At 46.7% G+C, this 15,693-nt stretch carries 12 protein-coding genes, 1 other RNA gene and 1 pseudogene; 8 read left to right on the top strand and 6 right to left on the bottom strand.

Going from position 1 to position 15,693, the window contains the following annotated elements:
• The 3 genes and pseudogenes from frdB to RYL88_RS06550 all read left to right on the top strand — a co-directional run.
• Window positions 1-231, top strand: a pseudogene (frdB, locus tag RYL88_RS06560) (fumarate reductase iron-sulfur subunit); the annotation flags it as partial.
• 1,061 nt (window positions 232-1,292) lie between these two features.
• Entirely contained in the window at window positions 1,293-1,976 is a 684-nt protein-coding gene (locus tag RYL88_RS06555; protein ID WP_314989934.1) for a tetratricopeptide repeat protein, read from the top strand.
• Window positions 1,977-2,311: 335 nt separating this feature from the next.
• On the top strand, window positions 2,312-2,830 hold the full coding sequence (locus RYL88_RS06550; protein WP_295143718.1) for a ClbS/DfsB family four-helix bundle protein: 519 nt from the start codon (window positions 2,312-2,314) through the stop codon (window positions 2,828-2,830).
• Window positions 2,831-3,771: 941 nt separating this feature from the next.
• Here RYL88_RS06550 and RYL88_RS06545 read toward each other — a convergent pair.
• The 5 genes from RYL88_RS06545 to panB form a co-directional block, all read right to left on the bottom strand.
• A complete protein-coding gene (locus RYL88_RS06545; protein WP_314989930.1) occupies window positions 3,772-5,106 on the bottom strand; it encodes an OprD family outer membrane porin in 1,335 nt (444 codons plus the stop codon).
• Window positions 5,107-5,257: 151 nt separating this feature from the next.
• Window positions 5,258-6,301, bottom strand: a complete 1,044-nt coding sequence (locus RYL88_RS06540) for an AI-2E family transporter (RefSeq protein WP_314399847.1) — start codon at window positions 6,299-6,301, stop codon at window positions 5,258-5,260.
• 267 nt (window positions 6,302-6,568) lie between these two features.
• A complete protein-coding gene (gene ruvB, locus RYL88_RS06535) occupies window positions 6,569-7,588 on the bottom strand; it encodes a Holliday junction branch migration DNA helicase RuvB (protein ID WP_314989928.1) in 1,020 nt (339 codons plus the stop codon).
• A 255-nt stretch (window positions 7,589-7,843) separates the two neighbouring features.
• Entirely contained in the window at window positions 7,844-8,731 is an 888-nt protein-coding gene (locus RYL88_RS06530) for a tetratricopeptide repeat protein (RefSeq protein WP_314989926.1), read from the bottom strand.
• A 168-nt stretch (window positions 8,732-8,899) separates the two neighbouring features.
• Window positions 8,900-9,703 (bottom strand): 3-methyl-2-oxobutanoate hydroxymethyltransferase, encoded by an 804-nt coding sequence (gene panB, locus RYL88_RS06525; protein ID WP_314989924.1) that lies wholly within the window; start codon window positions 9,701-9,703, stop codon window positions 8,900-8,902.
• A gap of 85 nt (window positions 9,704-9,788) precedes the next feature.
• Here panB and RYL88_RS06520 point away from each other — a divergent pair, with 85 nt between their 5' ends.
• The 5 genes from RYL88_RS06520 (at window position 9,789) to thiF (ending at window position 13,571) form a co-directional block, all read left to right on the top strand.
• Complete coding sequence (locus tag RYL88_RS06520; RefSeq protein WP_297969793.1) at window positions 9,789-10,196, top strand: Hpt domain-containing protein; 408 nt, start codon at window positions 9,789-9,791, stop codon at window positions 10,194-10,196.
• Window positions 10,197-10,262: 66 nt separating this feature from the next.
• Window positions 10,263-10,620, top strand: a transfer-messenger RNA (tmRNA) gene (gene ssrA, locus RYL88_RS06515).
• Between the two features lie 148 nt (window positions 10,621-10,768).
• A complete protein-coding gene (gene ribD / locus RYL88_RS06510; RefSeq protein ID WP_314989921.1) occupies window positions 10,769-11,857 on the top strand; it encodes a bifunctional diaminohydroxyphosphoribosylaminopyrimidine deaminase/5-amino-6-(5-phosphoribosylamino)uracil reductase RibD in 1,089 nt (362 codons plus the stop codon).
• Window positions 11,858-12,072: 215 nt separating this feature from the next.
• A complete protein-coding gene (locus tag RYL88_RS06505) occupies window positions 12,073-12,588 on the top strand; it encodes a hypothetical protein (RefSeq protein ID WP_314989919.1) in 516 nt (171 codons plus the stop codon).
• Window positions 12,589-12,716: 128 nt separating this feature from the next.
• On the top strand, window positions 12,717-13,571 hold the full coding sequence (thiF, locus tag RYL88_RS06500) for a sulfur carrier protein ThiS adenylyltransferase ThiF (RefSeq protein WP_314989917.1): 855 nt from the start codon (window positions 12,717-12,719) through the stop codon (window positions 13,569-13,571).
• An 851-nt stretch (window positions 13,572-14,422) separates the two neighbouring features.
• Here the strand turns inward: thiF and RYL88_RS06495 are convergent.
• The gene (locus tag RYL88_RS06495; protein ID WP_314989914.1) at window positions 14,423-15,652 is read right to left on the bottom strand and encodes a glucose-6-phosphate isomerase; all 1,230 of its coding nucleotides are present in this window, start codon (window positions 15,650-15,652) and stop codon (window positions 14,423-14,425) included.
• Window positions 15,653-15,693 lie beyond the last annotated feature (41 nt).

Raw genomic sequence — 15,693 nt, 5'->3', positions numbered from 1 at the left:
GCTATCATGAGGCCTGATTTCATCGGTGCGGTCGGACTTAACCGCGTAGCTAGATTTAAAATCGACGCGCTTGACAAGCGAACCGACGAGGACTTTTACGAGCTTATCGGCGATGATGACGGCGTGTTTGGCTGTATGAGCCTAATGGGCTGTGAAGATAATTGCCCCAAACACCTACCGCTTCAAAGCAGGATCGCGTATATGCGCAGAAAGATGGCTACGGTAAAGTAGCCAAGGGGTCGTAAGACCCCTAAATTTCTCTTTTTTGGCTTTTAGATTTAATATTCAAGTTTTATCCGCTTTTTAAATTTACGACTTTGCGACTACCTCCGAGGCTTATGCCGCATTACCATCTTTTTTCATTAAACGGCGTTAAATTTTAAATAAACCCCATTTGTTTAAATTTCGGCAAAATTAATTTTAAAAACGGCTTTTGGTTTTATCCTGTAGGATTTAGCGGTAGCGCTCGTACGGCAAAACGGCGTTTTGATAAAATTTAAGCCGCTGCAACAAATCCGTAAAATATCATGCGGGCCGCGCCTTGGCATCAAATTTATAAAATCGCCACATCAATTTTGCCTATTCTTAGGCTGCTTTGTTTGGATTAAGGTATTTGAGGTAGGCTTGCTAAGATTAAGCGCGGGCTTAAATTTGCGCTCCGGCGTATATGTACGCTACCGTTTCTAATAGCGCCAAATCCGTAGCCGGCACGCTTGTTTGCCAAAAAAATGCACTGGCGCAAGCGCTAACGCCCAAAAACCAAAACCGTGCCGCTATTTGAAGTCTTCGCTCGCGTTTTAAAAAAGATTTTGCCTAAGCAAAGCCGCATGCTTGCGCTATGCAAACTTAAGCGGCCAAGGCTACGTTTACGGATAAAAGCGACTCTGCGGCGCGACCAGCCACTACATTATCGCTAGCTATGAACGCTTTGCTGTTTATCAGAGTGCCGGAAACAAATCGGAACGAAACGCAGCAGATTAACTACGGCTATCTATCCATGCTCGCTCGCAAGGATCCGTTTAGCAGATTTGAGATCGCGGCACCTCTTTAAGCGCGTAAAAATCAAAACGCTGCTAGAAAATGAAACCAAAAACGAGCGGTTAGTAAATGTTGCGTCTTGGCGCGGTTTTAGTAAGCTGGCGTATAAATTTTACTCGTTTGCCGGCTTGGCGATAGGCGGCTAAATTACGGCACCTAGCCTTTGCAAAAACCACCCGAGCAGGCGCAAGCAGCTAAAATTTAAGCATTTTTACCGTAAAATCTATACCTGATTTTGACTTAAAGGAAATAAAATGATTTTTAAATTTATCTGCGCGCTGGCGCTCATTTATAGCGTGAGTCTTGCCGCGCCTTATAGACCTTACGACCATGCGGCGATGCTAAAAAAGGACGCTAGCGGCAAACAAAGCATCGACATCGGCGGCATTTTTAGCGCGGTGGACGAGCTGTGGGCGCATGCGCGTCAGTATCCGCTAGCTTTTGATTCGCAAAGCGACCAGGAGCGCGCATCTAGCGATTTGCAGACGCTAGATAAGGCCTTTGCGTTTTTAAAAGAGCAGGGCCTAGCGACAAATTTAGACGATGATGCACTGGCGTATTTTGAGCTTTCGCAGGCTAGGATTTTTACGATGGAGCATAACTTTGACGTCGCTGGCGCGGCGCAAAAGGCGGATGCGGCGTATAAAAATTTATTGGCGCATCGTCCAAACGACGGCGAGATACATGCCGAATTCGGCGATTTTTTAGCAAATAGCGGGCGGCTAAGCGAGGCTAAAAACGAGTTTGAAACTGCTTTAAAACTAGGACAAAAGCGCTCAAACATGGGACTTGCTATGATTTGTCTGATGCAAAAAGACGAGATTTGCGCCAAGTCTTATCTACAAAAATACTTAGATTTTTATCCAAACGACAAATTTGCGCGAGAAATTTTAGGCGCGATAGAGGACGGAAGCCTAAAAATCGAGGAGAAGCGCTAGGGTTTGTTTGCGTTGCGGCTAGCGATAAATGCGGCGATTGCGAGTTCTAGCCAAGGCTTAATTTTCGGCTAAATTTTAGCAGCTAGAGAGAAAATTACGCATTTTTTGCTGCCGTTTCTCGCGCGGAGCGGTTTTGCGCGAGGCATGCATAATCGCCGCCGGTAGCGTGAGCCTAGTAAGAATTTAACAAAGCGCGCGCCGCTTTAGTTAGCGCAAGTTTAACGCCGAAAAACGGAGCCGAATTTGCTCGCCAACCACCGCGTCTTTAAGGGCAAATTTAAAAAACTCGGAGTAAAATTTAGCTAATTTGCCGTAGTTACGTAAAGCAAATTTAAATGAAAAACATGCCGCGACCGACCAATAAAATAGACCTGCTAAACGCTTCGGAGGCAAATTTTAAAAAACTTTTGTCGCTAGTTGAGAGCATGAATGAGGCGCAGCAAGAGGCCAAATTTGACTTCGAGGATAGAGATAAATGCGTCCGAGACGTACTTGCGCACCTTTACGAGTGGCACTTGCTTTTGATAAATTTTATCCAAAAAAACTTAAGCGGTGAGCGGGCTTCGTTTTTGCCGCAACCGTACAACTGGAAAACCTACCCGCAGATGAACGTGCAAATTTGGCGCAAGCACCAAGATACGCCGCTTTGCGAGGCTAAAGCTCTGCTAGCGCAAACTCACGAAAAAGTAACGGCGCTTACGGCAAATTTTAGCGACGAGGAGCTTTTTGCACGCAGATATTTTAACTTCACGGGCAACCTAAACCTCGCCGCCTACGTCATCGGCAGTACCTCATCACACTACGACTGGGCGATAAAAAAGATAAGAAAACATAAGAAAAGTTTGGAAAATTAGTTTGCGACTTTAGTTAAATTTAGACCGAATTTCACGCGCTTGCAAACGGATTAGATTTATGCGGGCGTGGGCGGATTTTGATTGCTGCATTTGCGGCGCAAATTTGATTTTGTATCAATTTTAAGCGATAAATTTAGCGTAGCTAAATGGGGCGAATTCGTATATTAAATTTACCTCATGTTTTGCGTAAATTTAATCCATAAGCGTCGCAAGCGGATTAAACCGAGTGCATAAATTTAAACCGCATGCGAGCTTTAAAGCAAATTTAGCCATAGTCGCAAGAGCACAGTAGATTTGCTCGAAACTCGCAGCCTAAGCGCCGAAAAACAAAACGTAAATTCGCCGCTCTCGTTAAATTTGCCTGGATCTTTTAAGGCTAAATCCGCGCCGAAAAACGCAAAAATTAAACCCGTAAATACAGCGCGAGGGTTAAATTTGACTCGATTTGCGCTCGCATTTGTTTAAATTTAATGCGACAAAACGCACGAACAAGAAGCGGTTTGCGGTGCGTAGCTTGCGAAACGCCTTAAAACCGTATCAAAAAATGGCTCGGTAGATTTTCGGTTTTTCGTAAATTTAAATGCCGAATAAATCCGCGCTCTAAACAAAACTCGCGGCAACTAAAAACCGCTCGAGATAAATTTATAAAATTAAACGAGCAAATTTAAAATACATTCAAAAATACTCCCAAAAATACTAGACGGAAGCAAAAACTTCGCGTCGCGTCCTATTTGAGTTTATTTTCGGCGGACAAACAGCGGGCGCAGGCATTTTAGCGCCGCAAAAAAGTATTTCAAGTTCTAAAAATCAAATTTCGCGTACTTTAAATTTAGGGCTTACGTCAAATTTATGCGGGTTTGCGAGGCTAAATTTACGTCCAAACGCAAAAATCAGATAAAAGGGTAGCGGACGCGTCAAATTTGCGTCCGCGTGGCTAAAAGCTAGTTTAGAAGGTTAAATTTATATCCGAGTTGTAGCCAAAGCTCGTTGTTATCGGTCTTTCTAACGGCTCCTCTGGTATCAAAGTTCTTTCTTTCAAGAGCCGTGTAGGTGACGCTTGCGCTTAGCCCTTTGACCCACGGTATATCGTAGCTAGCCTGCGCCGCCCAGCCTTGGACGTTCATATGCGTGTTAGCCGCGGTCGGACCGGCGTTGCGATGCGGGGCGTCTTGCTTGCCTTTTACTAGATGTAGTTTTGCTTTTAAGCCATCGGCGCCGACTTCTTTAAAGTCGTATTCAAACAAAAGCTTATGCGTATTCATGCCCGCATAGCCCGTAAATACGAAAGGCCCGCGAATAGGAAGTAGCGTGTATGAGCCCGGACCGTTACCTAGACCAAATGCCAAAGCGTCGTTGTCTCCGACGGTCGTATAGGCGTAAGAGGCGCTAAAGCCCACGAAATCATAAATCCCCGCCCTTAGGCCGATCATATTTCCGTCGTAGTTTAGGTCTTCTAAGCCCCTTGTAGTGCGAGAGCCCTTGTACATCGCGTCAAAACCGAGCTTAAAGTCGCCGACGGGTACTTTATAGTTAGCCTCGGCTAGATAAAAGTTGATGTCGCCTTGCAGCGCACCGCGCCTAAGATCGGTCACTCTAGCGTATGCGCCGGTTAGTTTTAGATTCGGGATGCTTTGATTTACGACAGCGCCGGTAAAGATATTGTCAAACTCGTGCGCCACGGGTCCCATGCCGCCGACGACAACTCTATCTTTAAAGTGCGGAGCGCGCCCCTCTTTGCCGCCTGCTACGACGGCGCTTCTGCCTTGAAATTTATAGTACCAACCTCCGATCAATGCGGTGTTTGGTATGTCTTTATTTACGATCGTTAGACCCTCAAACGCCTCTTTAAACGCTCGCGTCGGATTGCCCGCTACTAGCGGAGTATTTACGTATTGACGGCCGAATTTTATATCGGTCTGCCCTATGCCGTAGCCTAGGTATGCCTCAGACATTACCGCGCCTTGCGTTCTCCACTCTTTGTCGTATAGAGTGCCGCTTTTTCTCATGCTGTTAAACGGCAAGAAGTTGCCCTGTCCCGTAACGCCGAGCCTAAAGCCGTAAAACGGATCGGTCACGTAGCCAAGCTCAAGCTGTATAGACGTCATCTGCTCGTCGTGTATCGGCGCGCGCTCGTCTTTTTGATCCACGTAGGTAGCCTGGATCTTACCCGCTAGTTTTCCTTTGGTAAACGCCTCCCCAAACGTATCGGCTGCGTTTGCGGCGCCCAAAAAGCCAAGCGCCAAAACGGCAGCTAAACTTAGTTTTGCTAGTTTCATAAAAACTCCTTGGTTAAATTTAGCAAATTTACGTTCCGCAAATTGAATGCGGAACATTAATTTTTTTATTTAAGGATTATAGTATAGAAAATAATAAAATTCGTGTTAGATTTGTGATATTTGCTAAAAATATCGCCGATTTTAGGCAAATTTATACGACGGCGCGCTCTTTAAGCAATGTATAAAGCTTGATCGTAGATATAAAAAACGTCACGATCGCAGGCCCTAAAATAAGCCCCCAAAAGCCAAAGGTCGTTATGCCTGCAATCATCGAAAAAAACAGCAGCAGTTCGTTTATTTTAGTCGGGATTTTGACGAGCCTATCGTTAATAAATTTAATCACGATCGGCTTTAAAAACGTATCTGCGACGATGGAAATCACGACTATAGTATAGACGGCGATGACGATCGCAGCTGCGGTGTTGCCGTTAGCAAACTCGTAAAGGCTAATAGGCCCCCAAGCAAGCAAGCCGCCTACTACCGGCACGAGCGAGGTAAAGGCAAAAAGTATGCCCATCAAAAAGCCGTTATAACCGTAGGAAATCGTAATGATAGCAAAGAGGCAACCCTGCAAAATCGCGTTTATCACGATAGAGTAAAGTACGACGCTCATGACGTTGGCCACTTCGCTGAGGATAAACTCGCTCTCGCTCTCCTTCATCGGAAGCGCGTTTTTTAGGTAGCCCACGAGCTCGCTGCCGTAAAGTAGGGCGAAAAAGAAAAATACGAGGATGAAAATCACGTCTACGAGAAAATTTACGCTTGATTTTCCGATGCCGGCTAAATTTGCGATGAGATTTGCCGAGATAGCTTTAACGTCGATATCTGCGACTATCTCTTTGATTTTAGGTTCTAGAAATTTGATCGGTTCTGGTAGCTGAAATTTGCCGCTTTGAAAATAATCTAGCGTGTTTGTTACGTAGCCAGTGTTAAAGCTTGCCGCGTGTTTAGCAAGCTCGATCACGGCGTATAAAAGCGGCGCGATAAATAGCGAAAACAGCGCTAGCGTCGTAAGCGCGGCCGAGAGCGTCTTTTTGCCCTTGGTTAGCTGTAAAAATTTGACATTTACGTTTGAGGTGGCGACGGCTAGCAAGGCGGCGATAAAGATATTTAGCAAAAACGGTTTAAAAAGATAGCCCACCAGTCCTAGCGCGCACAGCATCAAAAGCCCGAAAAATATGCGGTTGTTTTTCATTTTTATCCTTTAGGGGCTTATTATATCAGATTTTACGGGGTTTTGCAGGACGGGCGACGCTTGGGCACGGTGGTCTTATGACGGCTGATAAATTTGAGGCGAAATTTGAGCGGGTTAAATTTCGCAGGCGCCTTTAATCCGAGCGCATAGAAAAAATACGGTCAAATTTACCGTTTGGTTAACCAAACGGCGGCAAATTTGAAAACTCAAATTTTGCTTGGATAAAATTTAGCAAAAAGCGACCATCGCAAAAGAGCCGAATTCGCCTCACTCCTCAAACAGTCCCTTTTGCACATCTCCGTCAAATTTAAGCTTAAACGCCTCGTAGGCTTTGGCGCTAGCTAGCCTGCCTTTTGCCGTGCGCTCGATGTAGCCGTTAGCAAGCAGATAGGGCTCGATCACGTCCTCGACCGTGCCTTCATCTTCGCTAAGAGCCGCAGCGATCGTGCTTAGCCCCATCGGGCGGCGTTTAGCGGCGAGCAGGATTTCTAGGTACTTGATATCCATCTCGTCAAAGCCGATGTCGTTTACGCCAAGCGCGTCCAGAGCCTCTTTGGCGCGAGGCTGCGAGATGATCGCTTCGTCGTTTACCTCGGCGAAGTCTCGTATGCGCTTTATTAGCCGTAGCGCGATCCTAGGAGTGGCGCGCGAGCGAGCGGCGACTTCGAGAGCGGCGGCTTTTTCGCACTCTTTGCCAAGCTTTACAGAGGCGATCTGCACGATACGAGCTAGCTCCTCTCTGGTATAAAACTGCAGCCTAAAATCCATCCCAAATCTATCCCGCAGGGGTGCTGAAATCATACCCGCGCGCGTCGTAGCGCCGATGAGCGTAAATTTAGGCAGGTCGATCTTGATAGTCTGCGCCGCAGGTCCCGAGCCGATGATGATATCTAGGCGAAAGTCCTCCATCGCCGGATACAGCACCTCCTCGATTGCGGGGCTTAGGCGGTGTATCTCGTCGATAAACAGCACGTCGCCCTCTTGGAGGTTTGTCAGAACCGCAGCTAGGTCGCCGCTTTTTTCTATCATGGGCGCGGCCGTCATCTTGATGCTTACGCCCATTTCGTTTGCGATGATGTGCGCCAGCGTCGTCTTGCCAAGGCCCGGCGGCCCGTAGAAAAGCACGTGGTCTAGGCACTCGCCGCGCTTTTTGGCTGCCTTTATAAATACGCCTAAATTTTGCTTGATTTTTTCCTGTCCGATGTAGTCCTCAAAGCGCGTGGGGCGCAGCGACACCTCAAAATCGTTTTCAAAGCTTATTTTTTCTATTTCGACTATTCTATCCATTTTTTCGGCTCTGTTTTTCGTAAATTTGCCGCATTTTACAAAAAATTGGGTAAGTTTTGGCTTTGAGCTCGGTTTAAACTAGGCTTCGCTTTAGGCGGTAAATTTGACGCCGTAAATGATTTTAAAATCGTATAAAGTAAAATTTGCTTGCAAATAAAAGATAAAATTTATCCGCTAAGCAAAGCGGATAAATCTCAAAAATCAGCTTAAATTTGGCGAAAAATATAGATTATGGCCGACCAAATCGGTCAGAGCCTAAAACTCCGCTATTTTTGCTTTTAGAAGCTCGCAGTCGTCTATGTTGCCGAATTTACAACCCTCCGCGATGGACTCGAATTTTTCGTAAATTTCGATATTTTTTTCGTAGTTTTCAAATCCTAAAGCCTTGCAACCGTCGTCGTTGCCAAGCTTGCAAGCGCGCGAATATCCGTCATACGCGTCATAAACCGCAAACTCTACACCCTGCGCGTGTTCGTAAACGTAGCCAAGAGCGTAGCAGCCAAGCGCGTTTTTCATGTAGCACGAGATGTCAAATGCCTTGTAAGCGCTGGCAAAATCGCGCTTTGCGCCAAGACCCTCATGCATCATCCTGCCGTAGTTGTAGCATCCCGCGCCATCAAATTTGATGCAAGCCTTGCCGTATAAATTTATGGATTTTTTGAGATCATTTCGCGATTCGTAGATTAGGCCTAGGTTGTTGCAAGCCGCTTCAGAGCCTAGTTCGCAGCCTTTTTCGTAGAGGCGAAATATTTTATTTTCATCTTTTGGGCCGAAAATTTCCTTGGCGTTTAAAAGCGCGAGATCAAAGCAGCCCGTACCGTTTCCAAGTTCGCACGATTTTTCAAAGTAAAGCTCGGCTTTTTCGCTGCTTTTATCCGTTCCTAGCCCGCTAAAATGCATGCTACCAAGCACCGCGCAGCTAATCGCGTCGCCCTCCTCGCAAAGCGGCGATAAAATCTTAAAAGCCGCGTCATAATCGGCATTTTCGATCGCTTGCCTTGCTGCCTCTTCGCGCTTAGAAAACTGCTTTTGGCTTTGAGTTTGCTCGCTTTGTTCGCCAAGACTATCGATGCCTAGCCCAAAATGCGGATTTGAGGCCGCTAGCGCGCTAAAAAACATCACTAAAATCAATAAAATTTTCAAACTTTACTCCTTGTTTTGATAGCCAAATTTGCCCGTCAAATTTGACAAACGATATTGCAAATTTTGGCTTTAAATTTAAGCCGAATTTTACTTGTCGGTTTAAAATCTAAACCGCCCGCTTACTAAGTGCTCAAATTTATCCCGCAGACTAGATTTTGCAAAAACAAGCTAAATTTTATACTCAAACTCCTCGCAGGGAAAGGTCTTTTCTCTAACTTCGCGAGCATAGGCTTCTACCGCCGTTCGCACCAAATTCGCGCCGTCAAGGTATCGTTTTACGAATTTTGGCTTAAACTCGTCAAAAAACCCGAGCATATCGCTCCACACGAGTACCTGTCCGTCTACGTCGGCACCTGCGCCGATGCCGATGATAGGCATTTTTACGCTTTTTGCGACCTTTGCGGCGACGCTGCTAACCGTGCCCTCTAGCACCGCCGAGAATGCCCCCGCATGCTCCAGAGCCTGCGCTTCTTCGATAAGGCGCGCCTCGTCGGCCTCGCTGCGCCCTTTTATCTTGTAGCCGCCTTCGTTTCGCACGAACTGAGGCATGAGTCCGATGTGAGCCATCACGTTTATACCCTCGCTAGCAAGCCTTTTTACGATAGGAGCGGCTTTTAGACTGCCTTCAAATTTGACCGCGTCTGCGCCGGCTTTGATAAATTTGGCCGCGTTTTTTAGCGCGTCTTTTTCGCTAAAATAGCTACCAAAAGGCATATCGGCCACGACAAAAGCGCGCTTTGCTCCCTGTAAAACGGCCTTAGCGTGATAAAGCGCGTCGTTCGTCTTAAGGCTAAGGGTGTCTTTTTTGCCGTTAAAGCTCATATTTAGACTGTCGCCCACTAAGATAATGTCGGCGTAATCATCAAAAAGCCGTGCAAAAAGCGCATCGTAGGCGGTTATCATCACGATAGGCTGAACGCTTTTTTTGTTAATTATATCATAAATTGTAACTCTTTTGTTATTTTCTAGCATAAATTTCCCTTTAAATTCCGGTATTTTATTTTTAATTTTATCAAAAAAATGTTACAATGAAAGCAATTACGTTAAAGGACGGCAAATGGGATTGCTAAAAAGCCTTGAAATAGACTATTCCTATGATATCGCGGAGGAGTTTTTATCGCACTACGCCTTGATGTGCGATCTTATGGAGCCGCTCATAATAAGCCTAAGCAGACCCGATAGATACGCAGGTAGCATCAACGAACTTTTTAGAATTTTTCATAATATCAAGTCTGCCGCCGGCTTTATGAGACTAGACCCGATACTAAAATTAACGACGCTAGCCGAGGAAATTTGCGAAGAAGCCAGGGCGATGAGCGGGCCTGCTAGCGACGAGTTTGTCGACTGGCTGCTGATAGCTAGCGATCAGTTTGATAGATACAGGAACGACATTGAGAGCGATGCCGAGTTTTTTAGCCCGCTAGACGGAAATATCGTAAAAATCCCTGAAAAACTATGCGTTTGACAAAAAATACAAAAAATAATATAATCCGCAACCTTTAAAACAAGGCTAAATTTAGCCTATTCTTACGGGAGCGACTTGGCTTCGACAGGAGCAGAGCGGTCACGGTGGCACGTCGCTTTGAGCAAAGCGTAAAAAGCTCAAATAAATTTAAACGCAAACAACGTTAACTACGCTCCTGCTTACGCTAAAGCTGCGTAAGTTCAGTTGAGCCTCGCCTAGTCCGATACTAGCTAAGACGGCGGCGAGTAACCCTAGCTAGCGTAGGTTGGCGGCCTGACGAACTGCTAGCCGAAATCTTGTCTTAGTCTAAAAGTAGGTGTTGGAAAGTGAGCCTTTTTAGATGAAATTTTCACTTTTGCTAAGCGTGTAGAGGCTGTGATCGGTTTGTTTTTGGACAGGGGTTCGATCCCCCTCGCTTCCACCAATTATTTTAGTCTGCTTGGCATTCATGCGCCAAATACCCTTAACTTCAAGCAAAGCGACTAAAACACCTCCATAAAGTTAATCAAACTTGCTCGTAAGCTATGAGCTAAATTTTAGTATAATACCCCAAATTTAACGAGGCGGAAGCGATGATAAACGACGAATTTTACATGTCTCTAGCCATAAAAAAGGCTTGGAAGTTTCAAATTTTAACCTACCCAAACCCCGCCGTCGGTTGCGCGGTTTTAGATGCCAGCGGCAAACTACTCTCGGTCGCCGCGCATAAAAAGGCGGGCTTTTTACACGCCGAGCCAAGCGCGATTTTATTGGCTCTATGTGAAAAAAGCGAGGCGTTTTTGAGCGATTTTTTACGCGAGTATAACGCGGCCCTGGGCGTCAAATTTGAAAGCGCCGAAGAGCTTGAAAATGCGGACTTGGAGCCAAATTTCACGTATGAATACATCCTGCAAAATCACGGCGATCTGCTAAAAGGCGCTAAGGCCTACGTGACGCTCGAGCCCTGCGCTCACCGCGGCAAAACTCCGCCGTGCGCCGAGCTTTTAAAGCGGCTAAAATTTGCCGAAGTCGTTATCGCTAGAAGCGACGAAAACGCCGTGGCTAGCGGCGGCTCGCATATCTTGCAAAGCGGCGGCGTAGCAGTCAAATTTGACGTACTAAGGCAGCAGGCGGACGATCTGGTTGAGCCGTTTTTATCGTGGCAGAAGGGGAATTTTAACTTTTTCAAGCTCGCTCTTAGCGCAAACGGCGTCGCAGCGGGCACCGCGCAGAGCAAAATCATCTCAAATCTAGCCAGCCGCACCCACTCTCACCGCCTGCGCAGCGTGGCCGAGCTGTTAGTTATCGGAGGCGCCACCGTCCGCGCCGACCGCCCGAGGCTTGACGCCAGGCTGATAGAGGGCGGCGAAAACCCAAACGTGATGATCTACTCGCGCGAGCGGGAGTTTGACGCGACTATACCGCTTTTTGGAGTGACGGGCAGGAGTGTGCGCGTAACAAGCGACATAAATGAAGCTTTCGCGCCGCGCTTAACGATGTTTGAGGGCGGCGAAAACGCGCTAAAGGCCCTAGACGAGCGCGTAAAATGGCTGCTGCTTTACCGCTCAAGCGAGCTTTTGGACGCGCCCGCGGTAAGGCTAAATTTAAAACTCAAACCGCTATTTCACGGCGAGCTTGACGGCGACGTTTACGGGTGGTATAGGATTGAGCGGAGTTTATAAATGCGTTTCAAAATTTGGTTACGCGCAGCATTTTATAAGACGAGGAGATTTGTATACGATCGAGTTTTGGTAAAAGCCTTGGCGGCGGCTTTAGGATTTATTCAAGTCAAAGCTTTGGGTCAAAAAAGATGACGCAGGCACAGATAGCCGCAGCCAAAAAGGAGCAATTTTTAAAAAACGTAGCTTAAGTCTTCCAATTTTGCCTAGGCGATTTTTTGCAAAGGTGCGGATACGAGGTAAAAACGGTAACATACGTCTCAAGTTCCGATTTTTTCAAAATAAGCGAAAATAGCGCGTCGTTTGATAGGCTCGTAGAGATACAAAAAGAAATAGGCACCGAAATCCAAAAGATAAATTTTTCAGGAGTGCTATCTGCTAAAAGGCGCGAGCGGCTGACTGATTTGGCGTTTGAAATTAGCGATATACTAAGTAAGGCCTGCGCCGAAACAAATCCCAATGAAGCTATCTTACAAACCATAGCTCAAAAACGCCAAAAAAGCTATGAGGATATCAAAAGCGAATGCAATAAAGCCGTTATGTCGCCGTTTAAAAAAATAATTTTCGGCATCGCTTTTGGGATCAGCGGATTTTTGGCTTTTGTCGGCGCGATGGCGCTTGCGTCAAACCATACAAGCTTGCTAGAGTTTATTGCGGTGTTTATCTTGTTTTTTATGCCGCTAGTAGCTACGTTTATCTTATATAAAAAGCAAACGGCAAAACCTAAAATTTAAGATAAAATTAGCGCCCGTATTTTGCGTACGGTAGATTGCACAAATATTTAAAAACTCGACTACGCCGACTTTTTAACGAAATATTTTATAAATTTGCGCTATGATTTTGTAAATTTAAAGGAGAAAAAATGAAAGAGATAACGCTAAACGGAGCGAAATTTAAAGTCGCGGCAAACACGATGGATGAGCTAAAAAACGAGGCTTTGGGCGATAAAAACGGCGAGATGTATAAATTTCTAGCCGAATTTAACGCGAGCGAGCCTGATATCTTTATCCTAGACGGCTTTGCGACGAGGGAAAATTTAGAGCTAAAAGACGGTTCAAACGTCGTATTTATCAGACGCGGCGCGATGCCTGGGCGAGAAGTGCTAAAAGCTATGATCGCCTCCAGAAACAGCCCCGAGCTAAACGCGGCGCTAGCTAGCGGCTGCGTGGGCGTGGCGGGACTTGGCGGTCTTGGCTCAAACATCGCGCTAAGCCTAGCCCGCACGGGAGTCGCCAAGCTCGTGCTGGCCGACTTTGACGTCGTGGAGCCTAGCAACCTAAACCGCCAGCAATACTTCGTCCGCCACATCGGTATGAAAAAGACGGACGCGCTAAAAGAGCTCATCGCCGAGGTAAATCCATTCGTCGAGGTCGTGACGCATGACGTGACGCTAACTGCCGCCAACGTCGCCGAGATTTTCGCGCCGTGCAGTATCATCTGCGAGGCATTTGACAACGTTGCGGGCAAGGCGATGATGGTAAACGAAGCCGGAGCTAGCCTGCGGGATAAAAAGATCGTCGGTGCGTCGGGCATGGCTGGGTACTTTAGCTCAAATCTCATAAAAACGGTCAAATTTGCCAGAAACGTCTATCTGTGCGGCGATCTGCAAAACGCTGCTGGCGTAGGGCAGGGGCTCATGGCCGCGCGCGTGGCGATCTGCGCAAATCATGAGGCAAACCTTGCTATCAGGCTTTTGATGGGGCTTGAGGAGGTTTAGTTTTCGTCAGTTTTTTGTGCAAGCGGAGCTTGGAAAACCGACCGCTAGCTTTACTTTTGCGGTTTTGCGGTTTTTGTGCGTTTTAGAGGCTGTCCGCGCGGCAAAACAGGCCGGTAAATTTAGCCAGGCCGTCTTGGGTTAATAGTCGGCGCCGTCCGTACGTGATTTTTGGGCTAAAATTTAAAAACTAAAAAATACTAAAATCGCTTTTATTAAGCGGTTTTTGCGGAGGCTAAATTTAGGCGAGCGCCTTTAAACGGTGTGCGTTTTACTCGTACGCTAAATTTAAATTTTTACCGATTTTTGCTAACTCGCCTAAAATTTTAGAGAGTTATAAGCCGTGCTTGCAAGCTACGTTTATATAGGCCCGATTTATTTTAGCTTGCGCCGCTACGCGTAAATCTAAACCGTAGGGTTAATGCCTGCTTAAATTTAACTCAAAAAACTTGATATCTACCGCAGACCGACCGATTTTGCCGTAGTTTAGTTTATAGCTCGCATTTTTGCGATAAATTTATCTTGGGCGCGGCAATAACTAAAGTCGCGCGCGTTCTAGCGCCGGTAATACGCGCAAACACTGGCGGGATAGGGTTTTGGCTTACGGCGACGGATTAGCGACTTAACAAACATACGCTTTTAGCTTGAGTCGCCTTTATTTTTGCTTTATTTTGTATCGCTTAAAGCGTGCGAAAGGGGCGGATGATTAGCATCGTCTGATAAATTCGGCTTTTTAAGGATCGGTTTTTGGGTTTACTTTTTAAATTTACCGTAAATCCGGCGTCTAGACGTAAAAACCGACCCCGATAAATTTATAATCCCGGCCAAAAGCCGTTTTAGCCGGGATTAGAGAGCTATTTTCCGGCCGTTAGCATCGTCTTTAGTATGCGCTTACCGACCTCGACGCCCGGCTGATCGTAGGTGTTTATGCCTAGCATTATGCCCGTAGCGGACGTGAGTAGCTCGAAATAATAAATCAAAAATCCCGCGCTCGCCTCGTCTAGCCGCTCAAGTTCGATGACGTCCACGCTGATGCCTTCTTGCACGAGCGCATGCATCGTGGCGCTGCACTGGGCGTTGATTAGCTCGCCTAAATTTAGCCCGTTTACGAAGTCGCAGCCCTCAAGGCCGTTTAGGCTAATGCTCGGTATCGCCGTGTTTGCGTCCGCGGCAGCTACCTTGATGAAGCTTACCGTTTTGTCCTTCACGCCGTCCATGATGAGCTGCAAAAAGCTGTGCTGGTCGCGCGAGCCGATGAGTCCGACGGGCGTGAGTCCGTAGCGTTTGTAGCCCTTTTTCTTGCCCAGGCTCTCCGCCCACAGCTGCACGTACCAGTCGTTAAACTCCAAAAATCTATCGCCGTAGCTAAATATCACGTTGATCTTGGCGTTTTTGTGCGTCGCATAGTGATAGGCTTTTTGTAGCAGCGTATCGTCGCCGTCCTCTAAAAATCGCTTTTTACACGCCCGTGCGCCTTCTAGCAGCGCCGCCGCGTCGTATCCGCACAGCATTAGCGGTACCAGACCGATTGCGCTAAGCACGCTAAATCTACCGCCGACGTTTTTTGGGATATTAAAAAATTTGATGCCGTTTTGCTTGGCGTAGGCTTCTAGCGGCGAGGCGGGGTCTGTTATGACGATAAAATTTGCGCTCAAATTTGAGGGTTTAAAGCGCTCTAGAATGCACTTAAATAGCGTGATCGTCTCGATCGTGGTGCCCGATTTTGACGAGATGATAAAAAGCGTTTCGTCAAATTTGACGCTTTGGCAAACGCTCTCAAAGCTAAAGGCGTCTACGTTATCGAGAAAATAAAGCTCTCGCTCGCAGCTCCTTTTTGAGCTTGAAAGCATCGTTTTTAGCGCCTTGACGCCCAGACTGCTACCGCCGATGCCTACTAGCACGACGCTTTTTACGTGCGCGAGCGTCGTTTCAAATTCGGCGATTTCGCTTAGTAAATTTGCGCCGATTTCGGGCAGGTGATAGTAGCCGATCTCGCCGCCTTTTAGCTCGTCGTTCATGCGTTTGGCGTAGGAGCCGATCGCGCTTAGCGGCGTACGCTCGAAAAATAGCTCATTTTTTAGCATTTTTGCCTAGCTCGTAGAAGAAATTTGTCGCCTGCACGAAG

Origin of the sequence: uncultured Campylobacter sp., from assembly GCF_963517995.1 — a bacterium.
In the GTDB taxonomy this organism is placed as follows: domain Bacteria; phylum Campylobacterota; class Campylobacteria; order Campylobacterales; family Campylobacteraceae; genus Campylobacter_A.
The sequence above is the reverse complement of the archived record's forward strand: the minus strand, read 5'-3'. Positions and strand labels throughout refer to the sequence as shown.